Genomic DNA, 19551 nt, shown 5'->3' with positions numbered 1-19551 from the left:
CAGCCCTTGCACCGATTTGCCGCGCGACGTCCGGTACGGGCACGCACTGAACGCGCCGGGCACGGTTCCCGTACTGGACTGAACAGACCCTTCCCGCGCCGGCCGAGGAGACGTCCCCGATGCCCCGGATGACCGCCCGAGTGACCGCCCGCCGCACCGCCGCCCTGACGGCCGCCGCCATGGGCCCGCTGCTGCTGAACCTGTGGGCCGCGAGTCCGGCCCTGGCGCACGGCGCCCCCACGGAACCGGTCAGCCGGGTCTACGGCTGCTCCCCCGAGGGCGCCCAGTCCGGCACCGCGGCCTGCAAGGCGGCCGTCGCCGCCAACGGGGCGCCCTTCACCGCCTGGGACAACCTGCGGGTGGCGAACGTGAACGGCCGGGACCGGCAGACCGTCCCGGACGGCAAGCTGTGCAGCGGTGGGCTGCCCGCGTACAAGGGGCTCGACCTCGCCCGCGCCGACTGGCCGTCGACGCGGCTGACCCCGGGCGGGACGCTGCGGATGACGTACGCCTCGACGATCCCGCACACGGGGACGTTCCGGCTCTATCTGACGAAACAGGGGTACGACCCCGCCAAGCCGCTCACCTGGGCCGACCTGCCGGACCGCCCGTTCGCCGAGGTGAAGGACCCGGCGCTGACGAACGGCGCGTACCGCTTCGGCGTGAAGCTGCCCGCCGACCGGACGGGGCATCAGGTGCTCTACACGATCTGGCAGAACAGCAGCACGCCGGACACGTACTACTCGTGCTCGGACGTGGTGTTCTCCCAGCCGGCGGGAGCCGGAGGCACGGAGGAGCCGAAGGAGAAGGAGAAGGCGGCGGCGGCCGCGTCGGTCACGCCGGCACCCACCGCGAGCGGGTCCGCGACGGCGGCGGGTCCGTCCGCCCCGGGCACCACCGGCGTCTCGCCCGCGCAGGCCTCCGCGGCCACGCCCGCGAGCACCCCGGTGGCGTCCGGCACCGGGGCCGGTTCGGGACCGTCCGCGCCGCTGCTGGCGGGCGGCGCCACCGCGGTGCTGGTGCTCACCGGTGGCGCCGCCCTGGCGCTGCGTCTGCGCAGGCGATGAACGCCTGCCTGCGCGTGCCTAGTTGACGGTGACCGCGTCGGTTCCGTCGGTCACCGGGGCGTACTTGGCGGTGAAGTAGCCGGCGGAGGGGCACAGCGTCGAGCCGGACGACTTGGCGAACGCCTGGTTGGCGAAGTTGATGCTGTTGTCGGTGTTGCTCGCCGTGCCGGTCAGACCGGACGCCTGGTAGACGCAGGTGACGCTGCCCAGCAGGGTGCGCAGGACGACGGTGGTCTGGACCGTGGAACCGCTCGGCGGGGTCACCGTGACGGTGCCGTCCGAGGAGACCGTGGTGGTGTACGGCAGGTTGTTGACGGTGATGCTGGTGACGCCGGTGACACCGAGGACGTTCGAGGTGCAGTTGCTGAAGGTCTGCCCGGTGAGCGACTCGGTGGCGGTGCCGGGGGCGGCCGGGTTGTCGGTGACCGTGGCGCTGAACGTGGACGCGGCACACGAGATGCCGCTGGTGCCGGTCGCGCTGTTGTACAGCGTGGCGGCGGTGCCGGCGGCCAGGGACGCGTTGAGGACGTCGCCGACCGCGACATCGCCGTTCGCGGTGGTCAGGACCGCGCCGGCCGCGGAGGCCGGGGTGACGGCCGGGAGGGTGAGGGCGACGGCGGTACCGGCGACGGCGAGGAGGGAGCGAGTACGCATGGGCGGGTGCCTCTTCTCTGAGCTGGGGGAAATCGGGGGAGTCGGGTGTTGCGAAGGGGTGCCGTTCGCAGCACGGTGGCGCGAGGCGGCGTCTGCCGTTGCCGGGCCGTGACGCCTTCTCCGTACGTGACGGACCGGCAACGGCAGCCGGCCGGTGACCGGCCGGAGGCACTGGGGGGTGACTCCGGCCGGGCCGGGCGGAAGGGGCGACCGGTCGCGACCCGCGGGGGGAAGCGGCCGTACCGGTGCCGTGAGAGGGATCGGACTGGGGCGGATACGCCCGTGCGGAACCAGAGTCCGGGAGTGCGGCGGTCGCCGCGCGACGGATCCGGCGCCACGGACCCGGGCCGAGCCGCGAATCGGGGCTGAGCCAGGGAGAGTTGTAGACCTGATGTTCCGTCAACGTCAATAGTTTGTAAGCAAGTTGATGACCCGACAGATATATGCACAGGACGTGTGACGGACTTGATCCACAGTCGGCACGTGATGGACACTCTTTTTCCACATCTCCCTTGACCCCTCGGTGTAACCATCGGTAACTTCCTCGATGGCTACTGCCGCGTAGCGTGAAAGCCCTTGCGGCTTCCGGGAGTTGCGAGGAGGCGTACGCGGCAGCCGCTGTCCGCGCCAGGACAACGCGCCACTGAAGCCCAACCCGCACCACTTCAAGCGCATGGGAGCAGACATGGCCTCGTCCTCGGACGTCACGTCGTCCGCCGACAACACACCCGGGAGCCCGGAAAGCGGTTCCTCAGGCAGACGCGGCCGGGTCCGGCCGCGCCGGGCCGCGGTGATGGCGGTGCCGGCCGCCGTGGTCGCCGCCGGCCTCGCGGTCCTCACCGCCGAGGGCGCCCTCGGCGTGCAGTTCGCCATCTCCGGCATGCCGTTCGTGGTCACCGCCGACAAGCTCGACGGAACCGGTTTCGAGCAGTTCGGCGCTCTGGACACCATGATCGAGAACAGTCCCAACCAGGGCGACACCGGCGGCCAGGTCCTGGTCGTCACCTCGGTCGTGCAGAACGGCAAGATCACCAACATGTGCCAGAGCGTCGACCTCGGCGGCATCCAGCTCGTCCTCACCGCCGGTGGCGAGGGCACGCCGGTGAAGGTGGAGAACCTGGCCATCGACTCCGACGTGATCAAGGGCGACGCCGAGTTCCACGGCATCGAGATCGGCGGTGACGCCAGCACGTTCAACAAGGGCGGCGTGAAGGGCCCCGAGGGCGTCTACGGCCAGCAGGCCGACACGGTGCTCATCAACAACCTCTACCAGCACAACTACGCGGCCACCGCCGGCGTCTTCAAGCTGCCCGACCTGCACATGCGGTTCGGGAGCGAGGGCTGCCCGCGATGAGCGGCCCGGGCCAGTGGCGCAGCGCCTTCCGCACCTGGCGGGGGCGCCGGCCCTTCGTGGGCGGTCTGCTGCTCACACTCGGCGGTGCCGAGATCCTGGTGACCATGAAGGCGCCGCTTCCGGTCATCCTGCACATCGGTATGCAGGGGCTGGCCGGCTACCTGCTGCCCACCCTGATGGTGGTCTGCGGGCTGCTGATCCTCTTCAACCCCTCCCAGCGGCTGTTCTACTCCGTCATCGCGGTGCTGGTCTCGCTGGCCACCTGGGTCACCTCCAACCTGGGCGGCTTCATGGTCGGCCTGCTGCTGGGGGTCACGGGCAGTTGCATGGCCTTCGGCTGGCTGCCCGACCAGGAACCGCGGGTCGGCCGGCGCAAGCGGCGCAAGGCGGCCCGGGCGGCGGAGGCGCTTCGCCAGGCTTCCCTGCCGGGGGCGGGCGAGCCCGCCTGACGCACACGCCTCACCTCACCGGCGGGGCCGGGACGACCTGCGCACAGCGGGACGCTCCCGGCCCCGCCGGTCTGCGCGCGTCACCGAGGCGCCGGACGGAGCCGACGCCCCACGGCGGCAGCACACGACGGCACCGCACGTCCGGTGAGGAACCCGCGCACGCCTGCGCAACTCGCCCTACGGCACACTCCGCGCGGATCTACGACTACCTCATCGGCGGCGAGAACCACTTCCCGGCGGACCGGGAGGCCGGCGACGCGATGGTCGCGACCCGGCGGGGATCCTGGCCGCGCCCGCGTTCCGTTCGACGCTGGACCTGGAGCGGCCGGTGGCCCTCACGGTGATCGCGATCGTGCACTTCCTGCTCGACGAGGTGGGGCGGGTGGCCCGGCAGTACGCGGCCCGGGGCATGCCGATACGGCTGCGCACCCGCGCGGAGGCGGCGGAGTTCTGCACCGGACTCGATCTCGTCGACCCGGGCGTCGTCCAGGTGCAGCACTGGCGTCCCGACGGCACCGGCACCGAGGTGCTCCGCGACGAGGACATCGCGATGTACGGGGCGGTGGCCCGCAAGACCTGAACTCCGGTGGCAGCCGCGAGCCCTGTGCTCCGCAGGCAGCCGCGAGCGCTGAGCTCCGCCGGCGCCCGGAGCGCTCCGCAGTATTGACGATCAGTCAATCGACCTGCGGCTATGCTCCCTTTTCCGCCCTCCGGTCCCGTCCCACATCACAATGCGGCAGCAGCACCTCACCCCAAGTGGCTGTTCACTTGACTACCGCCGGTCACACACGGTTGGCTCCGAGCCAGCGACAGCCTCTCGCCGGGGCGCATCCCCATCGCCCCGGCGGTGCTCGCCCCGTCCTCATGCTCTGCCGCACAGCGAGGTGCAGCCCCCCATGAACAGTCCCCTCCCCGCTCCCCCGTCCCGGAGATCCGACAGATCCCGCGCGTCCGCCCGGCTCACCGTCCTGGCGGCCGCCTGCTGCCTCCTTCTCGCCGGCTGCTCCGGCGACGCCTCGTCCGGCTCGGACGGGGACGGGGCGGGCGGCTCCGGTGGCCGGCTCAAGGTCACGCTGGTCACCCACGGCGCCGAGGGGGACGCCTTCTGGGAGCTGGTGCGCAAGGGCGCGGAGGCGGCGGCCGCCAAGGACGACGTCGACCTGACCTACGCGAGCGACGCCGACGCCACGGGACAGGCCGAGCTCGTACGGGACGCGATCCGCGACGGGGCCGACGGCATCGCGGTGACCCTGGCCAAGCCGCAGGCGATGAAGAGCCCGGTGGCCGCCGCCAAGGCGGCCGGCATCCCGGTGGTCGGCCTCAACTCCGGTATCGACGCCTGGCAGTCGGCGGGCCTCATGGAGTACTTCGGCCAGGACGAGAGCGTCGCGGGCCGCGCCGTCGGCGCCAAGCTCGACGGTCTCGGCGCGAAGCACACCCTCTGCGTCATCCACGAGCGGGGCAACATCGCGCTGGAGGCGCGCTGCGCGGGCGTGAAGAAGACGTTCTCCGGCGAGACGGAGATGCTCTACGTCGACGGCACCAACATGGACGCGATGTCCGCCACCGTGACGGCCCGCCTCCAGCGGGAACCCGACATCGACGAGGTCATCACCAACGGGGCGCAGTTCGCGCTGGCCGCGGTGAAGGCGGCGGGGAAGGCGGGCAGCAAGGCGAAGGTCGCCACCTTCGACCTCAACAAGGACCTGGTCGGGGCCGTCCGTGACGGCAGTGTGCAGTTCGCGGTGGACCAGCAGCCGTATCTCCAGGGCTATCTGGCGGTGGACGCGCTCTGGCTCTACAAGACCAACGGCAACATCAGCGGAGGCGGCGTGGCCCCCGTGCTGACGGGCCCGGCCTTCGTCACCAAGACCAATGTCGCCGACGTCGCGCGGTTCGCCTCCGACGGAACGCGCTGACCCGGCGGTTCCCGGTGGTGCCCGCCCCTTCCCGCCGCCCCTCCCCCACCGATCGCCCTAGGACGACCATGTCTCCACGGACAGGTGCCCGGCGCCGCCGCCTCGGCTCCATTCGTCTCTCCCTGATCCTCCTGGCCCTGGTGCCCGGCGTCACCCTCGCCGCCATGTGGGGCGTGACGACGATCCAGATGTTCTCGGAGGGACTGCGGCTGCGCACGCAGACCGAACTGAGCCGGTCGACCGGTGCCATGGGCACCGAGGCGACGCTCGCGCTGCAGCAGGAGCGCAGTCTGTCGGCCGTGTGGCTGGCGTCCCGGCCCGAGGGTTCCCGCGCCGCACTGGACGCGCAGCGAGTGAAGACGGACGCGGCGGTCGCCCAGCTGGTCGACCGGGCGGACGCCATCCAGCAGGCGCCCGCCCGGGTCAGGGACCGGTTGTACTCGGTCGTCGCCTCGGTGAGCAGCCTGGAGTACTACCGGGGGCAGGTGGACGATCCCACCGACATCACCGCCGCCCAGGCGCTGGACCAGTACACCTCGATCATCGACGACCAGATCCACGCCTTCCAGGAGCTGTCCCAGGTCGACGACGGCGACCTCACCTCGCAGGCCGGTCCGCTCATCGCCCTGGAACACGCCGCGGAACTGGTCTCCGAGGAGGATCTGCAGCTCACCCTCGCCGGGCCGCGGGGGCGGATGGACGAGAAGACCTGGGCGGAGTTCGCGCAACGGGTGCACACCCGCCGCTGGCTGGTGCGGGACCAGATCGTCCCCGCGCTGACGGGCAGCGCGAAGGCGCAGACCGAGAAGATCCTCACGAGCTACCAGTGGCAGATCCTGGAGTCCGTCGAGGACAAGGTGCTGGCGGCCCGGACGGACATGAGCGGGGACGGTTCGATCGTTCTGCCGGAGGTGCAGAAGGAGTGGCGGGCCGCGCTCATCGAGGTCTCCGACCAGTACTCCGCCCTCATCCGGCAGCAGACCACGGCACTGCTGCAGCGCAGCGCGGACAACGCGCGCGGACTGCTGGTCAAGGCGGGTGCGCTGAGCGCCGGCGGGCTCGTCGCCCTGCTGCTGTGCGTCGGCATGTCCTGGCGGATCACCCGTTCGCTGTCCCTGCGGCTGCGCGGGCTGCGGATGGCCACGCTGAGCCTCGCGCAGGAACGGCTCCCGGATGTGGTTGCGCGGCTGGACCGGGGAGAGACTGTCGATGTGGACTCCGCGACTCCGCCACTGGACTACGGCGGCGACGAACTCGGCCAGGTGGCCAAGGCGTTCAACACGGCGCAGCGCACCGCCGTGCACACCGCCGTCGAACTCGCCGACACCCGGCGCGGTTTCCAGAAGGTCATCCTGGGCATCGCCCGGCAGAGCCAGAACCTGGTCAACCTGCAGCTCAGCAAGCTCGACGCGCTGGAGCGCGCGCACCAGGACCCCGAGGTCCTCAAGGGGCTGTACGAACTGGACTCCACGGCGAGCCAGCTGCGCCGCTACGAGGAGAACCTCGTCATCATCAGCGGCGGTCGGCCCGGTCGCAGCTGGTCGGAGCCGGTGGCGCTGATCGACATCCTGCGCAGCGCGGTCGGGGAGGTCGCCGAGTACCAGCGGGTGGAGGTGCACACCGAGGAGGAGGTGTACGTCGCCCCGCCCGCCGTGGCCGACGTGATCCATCTGCTGGCCGAGCTGATCGACAACGCGACCTCGTACTCGCCGGCTCCGAGTCCGGTCGGGGTGCGGGCGGCGCTGGTGGCCAAGGGCCTGGCGATCGAGGTGGAGGACCGCGGCCTCGGCCTGTCCGAGGAGGACTACGCCTCCTTCAACGCGCAGTTGGCGGTGCCGCCGCAGTTCGACGTGGTGGCGCTCGCCGACGACCTGCGGCTGGGCATGTTCGTGATCGCCCGGCTGGCCAACCGGCACGGCATCGCGGTGACCCTGCGGTCCTCGCCGTACGGCGGAACCACGGCGATCGTGCTGCTTCCGCACGACATCGTGGTCCGCGAGGCCCCCGACGCGGACCCCTCGGAGGCCGGCGCCCTCCGCGCCGCGACGCCCTCGATCGCAACGGGCTCCCCGGCGCCCGAGAACCACCTCCCGCCGGGCAGCCGGACCGCTCCGGAGCCGACACGGGACGCCTCCGGCTCCCCACCACAGACGTCGCACGCCGCGCCCGCGCAGGACCCGCCCGGCACGGCGGCCCGGCTCTCCGGCTCGGCGCCGGGGCCGTCGGACACCGCGCCCGCACCCGCAACGGCCCCGTCCGGTACGGCGGTCCAGCCCTCCAGTACGGCGGTCCAGCCCTCCGGTACGGAGCCGCAGCCGGCCGACGGTGTGCGCGAGCAGGCCGGTGCGGTACCGGCCGGGGCCGGGCCGGATCCGGAACACAGCAGGCCCCGCGGCGAACGTGCCCTGCCTCTCCCCCGGCGCGAGAGATCCGCCGCGATACGCGAGGCGTCCGCTCCGGCGGGCACCGCGGAGGACGCGGTGCGCACCTCGCCGGCTCCGCCGGACGGCGAGGCGGACGCGGCTCACGGCTCCGCTGCCGGTGGCGGTGCCCGGCCCGGTGGACTCACCCCGTTGCCCCGCCGGATCCCGCAGACCAGTCTCGCCGCCGAGTTGCGCGAGGAGGCGGTGCCCCTCGAGGAGGACGGTTTCCCCGACGACTTCACCGCGGAGCGCGCGGCCTCTTCCCTCGCCGGTTTCCAGCGCGGCACGCTGCGGGCACGCGACGACGCCGACGCCCGCACGGACGCGGCGCCGTCCGGCGCGGCGGAGACGGCGGACGCCGCGCAGGCCCCCGGCCCGGCGATCACGGCCGCAGGCGCCCCCCAGACCCCGACCCCGCCCGCCGACCGCTCATGAAGGACATCGCGATGACACACTCCATCCCCGCCACGAACACCCAGCTCGACCAGTTGCTCACCGGTCTCGTGGACCGGGTGGCCGATGTGAACCAGGCCGTCGTGCTCTCCGAGGACGGGCTGGTGGTCAGCAAGTCCACCGGGTTCCTGCGCGAGGACGCCGAGCGGCTCGCGGCGACGGCCTCGGGCCTGATGAGCCTCAGCAAGGGCGTCAGCATGGACTTCCGGGGCGGCCCGGTGCGCCAGGCGCTCATCGAGATGGCCCACAGCTATCTGATCCTCACCTCGGCGGGACCGGGGGCCCATCTGGTGGTGCTGGCCGGCTCGCACGCGGACGTGGGCGTGGTGGCGTACCAGATGAACATGCTGGTGAAGAAGATCGGCGAGCACCTGAGCGCGGCACCGCGGACCGGTATCGGCCCCGCCGTCCGCGGCAACGGCGGGTGAGGTGAGCCAAGGCGACGAAGCGGGCCGGCTGGTCAGACCGTTCACCCTGACCGGAGGCCGGACCCGGCCCAGCCGCGCCGACTTCACGCTCATCACGACGGTGACGGCGGTGGATCCGCCGCCCGAGCGGGCCGCGCGGCCGCAGCCGGAACACACCCGGATCCTGCGGCTGTCCGCCCGGCCGGTGGCCGTGGCGGAGCTCGCGGCCCATCTGGACCTGCCGGTGAGCGTGGTCGTCATCATGCTCTGCGATCTGCTGGAGGCGGGCCTGATCACGGCCCGGCCGCCCCGTTCCGTCTCCGGCGCCGCGGATCTGGACCTGCTGCAGAAAGTGAGGGACGGCCTTGGCCGGATCTGAGCGCACCGCCGCACCGGTCGCGGCACCCGACACGGTGAAGATCCTCATCGCCGGCGGCTTCGGCGTCGGCAAGACCACCATGGTCGGGGCGGTCAGCGAGATCGCGCCGCTGCGCACGGAGGAGCCGCTGACCGTCGCCGGGCTGGGTGTGGACGACCTGAAGGGCATCGAGGAGAAGCGGTCCACGACCGTGGCCCTCGACTTCGGACGGATCACCATCGGCGACGACCTGGTGCTGTACCTCTTCGGCACCCCCGGGCAGCAGCGGTTCTGGTTCATGTGGAACGACCTGTCCGTCGGCGCCCTGGGCGCGGTGGTGCTGGTGGACGTGCGCAGGCCGGAGTCCAGTTTCGCGGCGATCGACTTCTTCGAGCGGCGTGGCATTCCCTTCGTCGTCGCGGTCAACGGCTTCCACGGGCGGCACCCCTACCCGGCGGACGAGATCCGGGAGGCGCTGGCGCTGCCGGCGGACGTGCCGGTGCTGCTGTGCGACGCGCGGGAACGGGATTCGTGCCGGGAGGTCCTGATCGCCCTGATCGACCGTCTGATCGCCGACGTCACCTCGTCCCGCGCCTAGGTCGTGTCCGCAAAGTCCCGCCGTTCGCCCGCAGGGCGGGCCTCGCGGCGCCGTGGGGGCCCCTCCCGCGCGAGCGAAGCCGAGCGTGGGGGAGCGTGCTCTCGGCGTGCCGGGCGGAAGGCCTCGTACTGGGTGTACTCGGGCTTTCGCCCGGTGCGGCGAGAGCACGTGCCGGGCGTCGCGAGGCAGGCGGGACTTTGCGGACACGGCCTAGGGTCTGTCCGGCCCGTCACGCCGGGGAGGCGGGGTCTGCTGAGGCATCGCCGCCGGGGAGTCCCCGGCCCGCTCCGGCGGCCCGCAGCGCGGCGGCCGTCTCCGGGTGGGGGCCCGCCTGGGCCCACTGCAGGGGCGTCCAGCCGGTGCCGTGGTCCTCCCGGAGGCCGGGGTCCGCACCGTGGGCGAGGAGGGCGCGGACGGTCTCGGTGTGGCCCCAGCAGGCCGCCGCGCAGAGGGGGGTGCCCTCCGCGCCGGGGCCCGCGCTCTCGGCGTCGGGCGGGGCGCCGGCCCCGAGCAGGGTGCGGGCGATGCCGGCATGGCCCTGGACACAGGCCGCGTACAGCGGGGTCGTGCCGTCGGCGTCGGGCGCCGCCGGATCGGCTCCGGCCCGCAGCAGCCGGGCGACCTCCCCGCCGTCGTCGCACATCGCCGCCCCGACAAGGCTCTTCGTCAGTTTCTTGCGCCGTCTTCTGTTCACTGCGGCCGAGGGTAGCCCGCTTCGTCCGCCGTGTTCGCCCGCATTCTCATGGCCGGCACACAGCCGGACGGCGGGAAACCGCCAAGCCTGTCCCAGTGATTGACCTGATTCCCTCCCGCCCCTACTTTCTGACCGGCTCATCGAACTTCGTTCGACATATCGGCCATCAGGTCACCCGCATCCCCGTGGAGAGCACATGACCCCCAACCCCTCCCGCCGCCTCTTCCTCGGCGCGGCGGCCGCCGTCCCCGTCGCGCTGACCCTCGGCACCCCGGCGGCCCACGCGGCCGACTCCGCGTACGTGATGGGCTACTTCACCGAGTCGACCAACCTCGGCGACGGCACCGACTACGGCCTGCATCTGGCCGTCAGCACGGACGGGCTGCGCTGGATGCCGCTCAACCAGAACAACCCGGTGGTCACGCCCACCGAGGGGGCGCTCGGACTGCGCGACCCGTTCATCCTGCGCAAGCAGGACGGCACCTTCGTGGTGCTCGCCACCGACCTCAAGGGCACCGACTGGAGCTACGTCAGCCAGTACGTCCACGTCTGGAACTCCACCGACCTGCGCACCTTCACCGGCTACCACCGGCTGAAGCTGCACGACATGAACACCCACAGCTGGGCGCCCGAGGCGTTCTGGGACGCGGGCCGGGGCCAGTACGCGCTCATCTACTCCGCCGTCAACGACAGCGGCCACAACGTGATCATGGTGAACTACACCACCGACTTCGTCACCGCCTCGGCGCCCCAGGTCTTCTTCGACCCCGGCTACGACGTGATCGACGGTGACATGGCGGTCGGCGTCAACGGCGTCAACTACCTCTACTTCAAGAAGGACCAGACGCTGGTGGGCGCCCGCTCCACCTCGCTCGACCCGGGCAGCTTCACGCCCTTCACGACGGGCGTCGCACACGGCGGCACCGAGGCCCCGACGCTCGTCAAGTCCCTGACGTCCAGCACCTGGTGGCTCTGGGGAGACACCTACACCCCGAACGGCGTGTTCTACGCCTGGCAGTCGGGCGACCTCTCGGCGGGCACCTGGACCGCGCTCGACCAGCGGACGTACACCCAGCCGGTGAACTCCAAGCACTGCGGCATCACGACGATCACCGGCACGCAGTACACCAACCTGGTGGCGAAGTGGGGCGCGCCCACCTGGAACCGGCTCAAGTCGTACAACTACCCGGCGCGTTACGTCCGGCACTCCAACTACGTCGGCCGCATCGACACCTACCCGGTCGAGCCGTACAAGGACTCGCTGTGGACGCTGGTGCCGGGCCTCGCCGACGGCTCGGGCGTCTCCTTCCAGTCGGTGAACTACCCGACCCGCTATCTGCGGCACTACAACTACCAGCTCCAACTGGACGTCAACGACGGCACGTCGACGTTCGCGGCGGACGCGACCTTCTACCGCACGGCGGGCCTGGCGGACTCGGGCTGGTCCTCGTTCCGCTCGTACAACAACCCGACCCGGTACATCCGGCACTCGAACTACGTCCTGCGCATCGACCCGGTCTCGACGGCGACCGAACAGCAGGACGCCACGTTCCACGTGGGGTACTGAGCGGCTCCCCGCTCACACCTCGGCGAGCCGCGGCAGCAGTTCGGCGGCCGCCGTGAGGTCCGCGGTCAGGGGGCGGTCGTCCGTGCCGAGGGGCAGGGCGGCCGTCGCCGCGGTGAACGCGGTCACCTCGGGCGGCACCGGCCGCAGGCGCAACGCCCTTACGGCCGCCACCAGTTCGCAGGCGAGGACCGTGGTGTAGGCGTCCGTGGCCCGGAGGGTCTGGCGGGCGGCCTGGCCGGCGAAGCTGGCGGCCTCCTCCAGGCCGTGCGAGAGGACGGCGTGCCCCGCCGAGGCGGGCGCCGTGCACGAACGCAGCTCAGCGAGTGCGGAGTGGGCGGAGTACTCCAGGATCATCGTGCCCGAGCTGCTCGCGGGGCCGGCCGCGAGGAAGCCGGGCAGACCGGTCAGCCGGGGGTCGCCGAGCGCGGTCAGACGGGCCGCGGAGAGCTGGGCGGTCTGCAGCAGGGCGAGGTTCGCCGCGTCCAGGGCGAGGCCGAGGGGCGCGGCGAAGAAGCCGCCGTGGTGGTACGCGGTGGAGCCGTCGGGTGTCACGAGGGGGTTCTCGGAGGGGCAGTTGACCTCCACCTCCACGACCTCGCGCAGCCGCTCGGAGGCGTCCAGGGCGCAGCCGTGCACCTGCGGGAACGCCCGGAACCCGAAGGGGTCCTGGATGCGCCGGCCGGGCGCCGTGGACGCCCGGTCGTCGATCCCGAGCAGCCGCCGCACCTCCCCGGCGGCCCGCGCCGCGCCGGGATACGGCCGCAGGGCGTGCACGGGAGCGGCGTACGCCTCCGCCGACCCGGACACCGCGGCCAGCGAGAGCGCGGCGACGGCGTGCGTGGCCCGCAGCAGCACGTCGAGCTCCCCCTGGGCGAGCGCGGCCTGCCCGAGCGCGAGCGCGTTGCTGCTGAGCAGCGCGAGGGCGTCCCCGGCCCGCAGGACGACCGGAGCGGGCAGCGCCCCGGCCCGGTCCGGGCGGGCGTCGCACCACGAGGTGTCGGGCCGGGCGGCCGTCTCGCCGGAGTACGCGCCCCCTCCCGGTCCGCGCCGGTCCCCGGCCCGCCAGGCGTCCGCGGCCGAGTCGAACAGATCGGCGTCCGGGGCGCCGCCCGCCGGGGCGTGCGGTGTCCCGTCGTCCGGCCGGGGGTGTACCGCCGGGGCGGTCGGTTCGACGGTCACCCAGGGCCGTTCGCCGATCAGGGTGAGGCCCGTCTGGGCCAGCGCGGTGAGGTCGCCGGTGCCGATGCCGCCGTACTCGTTGACGGCGGGGTGGACACCCAGGCGCAGGGCCTCGGTGAGGGCGTCGACGAAGGCGGGCTGGATGCCGGAGCCGCCGGCCAGGAGCTGGTTGGCGCGGACGGCGAGCATCGCCCGGACCTGACGGGCGGGCAGCAGCGCGCCGGCACCGCCCGCGTGGCTGCGCAGCAGGCGCAGGCCGTGGGCGGCCTCGTCGTCCTCCTCGACGGCCACCGAGCGGTGGGCGCCGACACCGGTGCCGCGGCCGTAGAGCCGCCCGCCGGCGGCGAGGCGCTGGGCGGCGTGCCAGGAGCGTACGGCCCGTTCGCGGGCCTCGGGGGCCACGGCGGGCACGGCCGCACCGTCGGCGAGCGCGGTCAGCTCGCCGACGGTGAGGGTGGTGCCGGTCAGGACGACCCGGGTGTCCCGTCGCTGCGGGGACACTTGGGCCGGTCCGTCGGTGGTGCGGTCCAACGGTGTACGTCAGTCCAGGCCGGCCGACTTCAGCCAGGCCTTGGCGACGTCCAGCGGGTCCTTGCTCTCCAGCTGCACCTGGGAGTCCAGGTCCAGCAGGGTCTTGGTGTCGAGCTTGGCGGAGACGGCGTCGAGCGCGGCGACGCCCTCGTCGGAGAGCCCGCTCTTGTAGACCAGGGGCGTCACGTTCGCGAAGCCGAAGAGGTTCTCCGGGTCCTGCAGGACGACGAACCCCTCCTTGGTGATGGTCGGGTCCGTGGTGAAGATGTCCGCGGCCTGCACGGTGTTCTTCTTCAGTGCGGCCTGGGTGAGCGGACCGCCGGCGTCGAGCGCCTTGAAGGACTTGAACTTCAGCCCGTACACCGACTCCAGGCCCACCATGCCCTGCTGCCTGGTCTGGAACTCGGGCGAGCCGCCGAGGACCAGCTCGGGCGCGACGTCCTTGAGGTCGGCGAGGGTGGAGTCGGAGGTGAGCTGGTACTTGTCGGCGGTCTCCTTGTTGAGCGTGACGGAGTCCTTGTCCTCGGCCGGGGAGGACTCCAGCAGTGTCAGCTTGGAGTCGAGCTTGGCCTTCACCGCGGCGTTCACGGTCGCGAGGGACTTCTGCTCCGCCTTCGGGTCGAGGTAGGCCAGCAGCGAGCCGTTGTACTCGGGGAGAACGGTGATGGAGCCGTTCTTGAGCAGACCGTACGTGGTCTCGCGGCTGCCGATGTTGGGCTTGTAGGACACCTTGATGCCCTTGGCCTTCAGCGCCTCGCCGTAGATGTCGGCGATGAGGATGCTCTCGGCGAAGTTGTTGGAGCCGACGACGACGGTGCCGTTGTCCGCCTTGTCCCCGGCGAGCGGGTCGGAGGTGTCGTCGGAGGAGGAACATCCCGCCAGCAGGGCCGTCGTCGCGGCGAACGCGACGGCCGCCGCGCCGGTGTTCCTGAGGGACCTGGACCTGCTGCGGTGGGCGTTGGAAGTCACGGTTCCGTTCCGAGCTCTGGGGGGCGATGAGGAACTGACGAGGATGGAGCCTGGCCTGATCCAATCCACCCTCTTCTTGATCAGTCAAGAGCAGCCCTGTTACCGATTGGATTCGATTCGTGGGCAGTTGTGCAGTGTTTGAGAGCACTTCCGCAGCGTTTCGGGGGCGCTTCGTAATGGATTCTTGACGTAGGGCGACGTGCTCGATCGATCAGAGAAGCGATATCGTCGCCGGGGTCGGCGTCTGCCACGGCGGTGTGCGGGGGCCGCTCGGATGCCGGCCCGTGCGCTTTCGTTCACATTCGGCCACACGCGTGCGCCGGCACGCCCGCAACACCCCTTCGAAGGAGGCCTGGTGTCCACGAACCCGGTGGACGCGCCTGCTCGGTCGGCAACTTCGGCACCGTCGTCCGTGCGCCGGGGTCTGCGGGGATTCGCCGACCGGTGGCCCTTCCAGCGCAAGCTCAACCTGCTCGTCGGCATCCCGCTCACGGTGATCGCCCTGCTGCTGACGTACCTCTTCGTCGACCTGGTGCAGGAGTCCAACCGCGCCGAGGACGCCGCCCAACTGGTGCGGGACAGCACCCAGGTGGCCCGGCTCGTCTCCGAACTCCAGGACGAACACCAGCAGGCGATCCTGCTCTCGGTGCGGCACCAGGCGTCCTTCGACGGCGGTACGCCCTCCACCGACGGCTACCGGCAGGCGCAGCTCGCCGTCGACGCCCAGGTGCAGAAGGTGATCGACGCCTTCGGCGACCGCCTGCCGGACACCGAGGCGCAGGCGCTCAGGGAGGTCGAGGGCCTGGCGGGCCTGCGGACCACCATCGAGCAGGGCTATCTGCCCGCCGACAACATCGACCCGGCGTACTCCGGCGCCGCCAACGGCCTCATCGACGGACTGGGCCTCGACCGCGACACCAAGCTGGCCAGCACCTTCACCGGCAACCTGCTCGACTCCCTGCTGCGCGCCGACGCCGCCCACGGCGCCTACGAGACCGGCGTGTTCTCCGCGCGCACCGGCGACAGCAACGCGCTCATCGAGTTCACCGGGGCCGTCGGCTCCTACAAGCTGTACACCTACCAGGCCGAGCGGTTCGGACGGTTCGCCTCCGAGGCGCAGCGCGAACGGCTCGGCGGCATCGAGCACAACACCTCGCAGGCCTCCATCGGTCAGCACTTCGCCGAACTGGCCGTCGACCCGAGCGCGCTGCAGGCCGGGACCCAGGCGGAGATCCGCAGAACGTTCCGGGACGCCCTCGCCTCGTACCCCGAGTACAGCGCGCAGGCCGAGACCCGGCTGAAGATCACCACCACGCTCATCGACCAGATCGCCGACCGCGCCGACGACGCCTCCGTCACCGCCCAGTGGCGCGCCGGGCTGCTGCTCAACCTGGCGCTGCTCTGCTTCGCCCTGTGGATCGCCTTCTCGATCCTGGTGCGCCGCTCCGTGGTGCGCCCGGTGCTGGCCCTGACCGGGGCCGCCCAGGAGGTCGCCGACGTCGCCGGGCGCGAGCTCGCCCGGGTCGCCGACGACGACGCCGAGGAGAGCGGTTCACCGCGGCTGCGCGAACTGCCGGTCACCGCGGACGACGAGATCGGCGAACTGGCCGAGGCCTTCAACAACGTGCAGACGACCGCGGCGGCGCTGCTGGAGCGTCAGGTGCTCAGCCGGCGCAACGTCGCCGAGATGTTCGGCAACGTCGGGCGCCGTGTCTCCAACCTGACGACCCGGCAGCTCGCCCTGATCGACGCGGTGGAGCGCGGCGAGACCGACCCGGCCCTGCTGGAACGGCTCTACTCCATCGACCACATCGCGGTCCGGCTGCGCCGCAACGCCGACAGCCTGATGCTGCTGGCCGGCATCCGCGAGACCGTGCTGGACTCCGGTCCGACGGAGCTCACCAACGTCGTGCGCGCGGCGCTCGGCCAGATCGAGGGCTACCAGCGGGTGCGGCTGCACGCCGGCACCGAGGTGATGGTGGAGCCCGACATCGTCGGCGACCTGACGCTGATGATCGCCGAACTCCTGGAGAACGCCGTGTCGTTCTCGCCCGAGGGCAGCCCCGTGGAGGTGCGGGTCGGCTCCGACCGGGACGGCGCGTCGATCACCGTCTCGGACCACGGACTGGGCATGAGCGCCGAGCGCCTCGCCGAGGAGAACGCGCGTCTGGTGCGCCGCGAACGCCTCGACCTCGTCCCGACGAAGGTGCTCGGCCTGTTCGTGGTCGGCGCGCTGGCCCGCCGCTGGGACGTCGACGTCACCCTCTCCCGCACCCCCGGCGGCGGTGTGACGGCCGAGATCCGCATCCCCTCCACGCTGCTGCTCACGCTCGGCGCCGTCGGGGTGCCGCCGCTGGCCACGGGCGGCCCCGCGCAGCCCCTTCCGGCCCCCTCGGCTCCCGCCGCCGGGCCGTCCCCCGCGTCCGCGCTGCCGGCCGCGGACCCGGACACCGGCGACGAGGCGGTCTCCCTCCCCCGCCGGGTCCCCCGCCGCGAACAGCCGTCGTGGGCCCAGCCGGACACGTCGCCCGGGAACGGCGGCGCGCAGCCGGACACGGCGGCGGAGACGAGCGCCACGGCCACGGAAACGAACGCCGACGGGCGTACGCCCGAGGCGGGCACCCACGACCGTACGCCGGCCCCCGTCCTCCCCCGCCGCACGAGCGGACGGCCCGTGCCCCCGCCCGCCGACGAGACCACCCCGCCCGAGGCCACGACGACGGAGCACCACGGCGACACCGGCACGGCCGGCACTCACGCGCCCGGCGAACCCGCCACGGCCCACAGCACGGCGGCTGAGCACCACAGCGACACCGGCACGCCCGACGCCCCGGCGCCCGGCGAACCCGCCACGGCCCCCACGGCCCACAACACGGCGGCTGAGCACCACCACGACACCGGCACCGCCGCCACCCCGGCGCCCGGCGAACCCGCCACGGCGCCCGCAACCCCCGCAACCCCCGCAACCCCCGCAACCCCCGCAACCCCCGCAACCCACAGCCGTACCCCCGACCCCGCGCTCACCGAACGCGCCCCCGCCCGCGTAGCGGAGCGCCCTGCCCCCGCCGACGGCGCCCGGCCTCTGCGGCGGCGGGTGCGCGGTGCCACCCTGCGGACGACCGCGGACGCCGCCGCGCAGGCCGCGGCGCGGCGGGCCGTGCGGCCCGCCGACGCGGACGCGGTGCGCAGCGCGCTGGAGGAGTTCGAGGCGGCCGTGGAACGCGCCCACCGCGACACCGGCGGCGACACGGGTGAGCACCCCCGCCCCGGTGACACGTACCACCCGAACGACCGACGGGTTCCGGACGACCACCGGAACCCCCCGCACCACCAGAACCACCTTCCGGAAGGAGCCGAGCAGTGAGCACGTCGACAGGTGACACTCCCACCGGAGACGCCACGCCGACCGATCTGCGGGCCGCCGCAGCCGACTTCACCTGGCTGCTCAACCGTTTCGCCACCGAGACGGCGGGCGTCGTGGACGCCATCGCCGTGTCCTCCGACGGGCTGCTGATCGCCGTGTCGGAGCTGCGCGAGCACGCCGACTCCGAGCGGCTGGCGGCGATCGTCTCCGGCATCACCAGCCTGGCCGCCGGCGCCTCCGGCAACTACGGCCTGGGCGGCCTGAACAAGGTCATCATCGACCTGGAGGGCGGCCATGTCCTGGTCTCCGCGATCGGCAGCGGCGCCGTCCTCGGCGTGGTCACCGACAAGGAGGCCAAGCTGGGCAACATCGCCTACGAGATGACCGTGTTCGCCAACCGGGCCGGCGCCGCGCTCAGCCCGCAGCTCGTCCTGGAGCTGAAGAACAGCGTCGGCGCCACCCGGACCCGCTGACCGCGGGCCACCACAGAGGAAGCGAACACCGATGGCGGACGGCCGCATCCCGCGCGGCGCCGGAGGGGGCGAGGGCGTTCCCGTCGGCCCCGCGAGCGCCGTACGGCCCTTCCTGGTCACCGCCGGCCGGGTCGCGGGCGCGGACGCGGCGTCGTCCGGCCGGACGATGCCCGTGGAGACCCAGCTGGTGGCCACCGCCGAAGGGCTCGACGCGCTCGACCGGCTCTCCTTCGAACAGCACGACATCGTCGCCGCCTGCCGGCAGCCGCAGTCCATCGCGGAGATCGCGGCCCGGCTGCGGCTGCACCTGAACGTGGTGCGGGTCCTCGCCGAGGACCTGCGGGCGGCGGGGCAGCTGTCGGTGCACGTGCCCGACTCCGGCGTCACCCACGACGCATCCGTCCTGCGCAGGGTTATCGATGGCCTCAGGGCCATCCCCGACTCCCGGGGGGTACTCCGTGACTCCGACTGAACCGCTCGTCCGGCCCGCCGACGGCCAGGCCGCCGTACGGCCGCCGCTGCCGGTGAAGCTGGTGATCGCGGGCGGCTTCGGCGTGGGCAAGACCACCGCCGTCGGCTCGATCTCCGAGATCGAGCCGCTGACCACCGAGGCGGCCATCACCGAGGTGGCGGCGGGGGTGGACGACCTCAGCCACACCCCCCGCAAGACCACGACCACCGTGGCGATGGACTTCGGCTGCATCACCATCGACCCGACGCTGAAGCTGTACCTGTTCGGCACGCCCGGGCAGGAGCGGTTCGGCTTCATGTGGGACGACATCGTGGAGGGCGCGGTCGGCGGGCTGGTCATCGTCGACACCCGCCGCCTCGACGACTGCTACGCCGCCGTGGACTACTTCGAGCACAAGCAGATCCCGTTCGCCGTCGCCGTGAACGCCTTCGACGGGCGGGTCGAGCACTCCCTGGAGGAGGTCCGCTGGGCCCTCGACGTCTCCGAGGGCGTCCCGGTCCTGGTCTTCGACGCCCGCGAGCGCGGCTCGGTCCGCGACGCGCTGCTCGTCGTCCTGGAACAGGCCCTGGCGCGCACGGAGGGGTGAGGCAGGCGCGGTCGACGCCGCGCTGCCGCACGCC

General features: G+C 72.5%; 18 protein-coding genes and 1 pseudogene. 15 read left to right on the top strand and 4 right to left on the bottom strand.

Annotated elements, in window-relative coordinates; genetic code table 11:
• The first annotated feature begins 119 nt into the window (after window positions 1-119).
• Window positions 120-1067, top strand: a complete 948-nt coding sequence (locus tag ACFY2L_RS37140) for a lytic polysaccharide monooxygenase (protein WP_390824541.1) — start codon at window positions 120-122, stop codon at window positions 1065-1067.
• A gap of 18 nt (window positions 1068-1085) precedes the next feature.
• Here ACFY2L_RS37140 and ACFY2L_RS37135 read toward each other — a convergent pair whose 3' ends face one another.
• Window positions 1086-1721, bottom strand: coding sequence for a Tat pathway signal sequence domain protein (locus ACFY2L_RS37135; RefSeq protein WP_390662065.1), 636 nt, complete (start codon window positions 1719-1721; stop codon window positions 1086-1088).
• A 685-nt stretch (window positions 1722-2406) separates the two neighbouring features.
• Between ACFY2L_RS37135 and ACFY2L_RS37130 the strand changes: the two genes are divergently transcribed.
• The 9 genes and pseudogenes from ACFY2L_RS37130 to ACFY2L_RS37090 all read left to right on the top strand — a co-directional run bounded on the left by ACFY2L_RS37130 (window position 2407) and on the right by ACFY2L_RS37090 (window position 9682).
• Complete coding sequence (locus ACFY2L_RS37130) at window positions 2407-3075, top strand: DUF6230 family protein (RefSeq protein ID WP_390662064.1); 669 nt, start codon at window positions 2407-2409, stop codon at window positions 3073-3075.
• Entirely contained in the window at window positions 3072-3524 is a 453-nt protein-coding gene (locus ACFY2L_RS37125) for a DUF6114 domain-containing protein (protein ID WP_390662063.1), read from the top strand. Before ACFY2L_RS37130 ends, ACFY2L_RS37125 begins: the two co-directional genes overlap by 4 nt.
• Window positions 3413-3868 carry an SAM-dependent methyltransferase gene (locus tag ACFY2L_RS37120; protein WP_390824557.1) on the top strand — a complete coding sequence of 152 codons (456 nt, stop codon included), beginning with the start codon at window positions 3413-3415 and terminating at the stop codon, window positions 3866-3868. Before ACFY2L_RS37125 ends, ACFY2L_RS37120 begins: the two co-directional genes overlap by 112 nt.
• Window positions 3754-4104 (top strand): annotated as a pseudogene (locus ACFY2L_RS37115) (SAM-dependent methyltransferase); the annotation flags it as partial. The gene ACFY2L_RS37120 and the pseudogene ACFY2L_RS37115, both read left to right, overlap by 115 nt.
• A gap of 316 nt (window positions 4105-4420) precedes the next feature.
• Window positions 4421-5443, top strand: coding sequence for a substrate-binding domain-containing protein (locus ACFY2L_RS37110; protein ID WP_390824540.1), 1023 nt, complete (start codon window positions 4421-4423; stop codon window positions 5441-5443).
• Between the two features lie 68 nt (window positions 5444-5511).
• Entirely contained in the window at window positions 5512-8301 is a 2790-nt protein-coding gene (locus ACFY2L_RS37105; protein WP_390824539.1) for a nitrate- and nitrite sensing domain-containing protein, read from the top strand.
• Between the two features lie 11 nt (window positions 8302-8312).
• On the top strand, window positions 8313-8747 hold the full coding sequence (locus ACFY2L_RS37100) for a roadblock/LC7 domain-containing protein (RefSeq protein WP_390662060.1): 435 nt from the start codon (window positions 8313-8315) through the stop codon (window positions 8745-8747).
• A 1-nt stretch (window position 8748) separates the two neighbouring features.
• Entirely contained in the window at window positions 8749-9105 is a 357-nt protein-coding gene (locus tag ACFY2L_RS37095) for a DUF742 domain-containing protein (protein ID WP_390662059.1), read from the top strand.
• Window positions 9092-9682, top strand: coding sequence for an ATP/GTP-binding protein (locus tag ACFY2L_RS37090; protein ID WP_390662058.1), 591 nt, complete (start codon window positions 9092-9094; stop codon window positions 9680-9682). The genes ACFY2L_RS37095 and ACFY2L_RS37090 overlap by 14 nt, the downstream gene beginning before the upstream one ends.
• Window positions 9683-9911: 229 nt before the next feature.
• Here ACFY2L_RS37090 and ACFY2L_RS37085 read toward each other — a convergent pair whose 3' ends face one another.
• Window positions 9912-10376 (bottom strand): ankyrin repeat domain-containing protein, encoded by a 465-nt coding sequence (locus ACFY2L_RS37085; protein ID WP_390824538.1) that lies wholly within the window; start codon window positions 10374-10376, stop codon window positions 9912-9914.
• A 196-nt stretch (window positions 10377-10572) separates the two neighbouring features.
• On the opposite strand from ACFY2L_RS37085, the gene ACFY2L_RS37080 reads away from it, so the two are divergent.
• Complete coding sequence (locus ACFY2L_RS37080; RefSeq protein WP_390662056.1) at window positions 10573-11943, top strand: glycoside hydrolase family 43 protein; 1371 nt, start codon at window positions 10573-10575, stop codon at window positions 11941-11943.
• A 12-nt stretch (window positions 11944-11955) separates the two neighbouring features.
• Here the strand turns inward: ACFY2L_RS37080 and ACFY2L_RS37075 are convergent, their stop codons facing one another.
• Entirely contained in the window at window positions 11956-13623 is a 1668-nt protein-coding gene (locus ACFY2L_RS37075) for an aromatic amino acid lyase (protein ID WP_390824537.1), read from the bottom strand.
• Between the two features lie 39 nt (window positions 13624-13662).
• Window positions 13663-14622, bottom strand: coding sequence for an ABC transporter substrate-binding protein (locus ACFY2L_RS37070; RefSeq protein ID WP_390662054.1), 960 nt, complete (start codon window positions 14620-14622; stop codon window positions 13663-13665).
• A gap of 355 nt (window positions 14623-14977) precedes the next feature.
• Here ACFY2L_RS37070 and ACFY2L_RS37065 point away from each other — a divergent pair, with 355 nt between their 5' ends.
• The 4 genes from ACFY2L_RS37065 to ACFY2L_RS37050 are packed head-to-tail and all read left to right on the top strand — an operon-like array spanning window position 14978 to window position 19517.
• The gene (locus tag ACFY2L_RS37065; RefSeq protein WP_390824536.1) at window positions 14978-17986 is read left to right on the top strand and encodes an ATP-binding protein; all 3009 of its coding nucleotides are present in this window, start codon (window positions 14978-14980) and stop codon (window positions 17984-17986) included.
• Entirely contained in the window at window positions 17983-18459 is a 477-nt protein-coding gene (locus ACFY2L_RS37060) for a roadblock/LC7 domain-containing protein (protein WP_390662052.1), read from the top strand. Before ACFY2L_RS37065 ends, ACFY2L_RS37060 begins: the two co-directional genes overlap by 4 nt.
• A gap of 31 nt (window positions 18460-18490) precedes the next feature.
• Window positions 18491-18931 carry a DUF742 domain-containing protein gene (locus ACFY2L_RS37055; RefSeq protein WP_390662051.1) on the top strand — a complete coding sequence of 147 codons (441 nt, stop codon included), beginning with the start codon at window positions 18491-18493 and terminating at the stop codon, window positions 18929-18931.
• Complete coding sequence (locus tag ACFY2L_RS37050) at window positions 18918-19517, top strand: ATP/GTP-binding protein (protein WP_390662050.1); 600 nt, start codon at window positions 18918-18920, stop codon at window positions 19515-19517. Before ACFY2L_RS37055 ends, ACFY2L_RS37050 begins: the two co-directional genes overlap by 14 nt.
• Window positions 19518-19551 lie beyond the last annotated feature (34 nt).

This window comes from Streptomyces sp. NPDC001381, from assembly GCF_042895685.1.
Taxonomy (GTDB): Bacteria; Actinomycetota; Actinomycetes; order Streptomycetales; family Streptomycetaceae; genus Streptomyces.
This window is presented reverse-complemented; position numbering and strand designations above follow the sequence as displayed.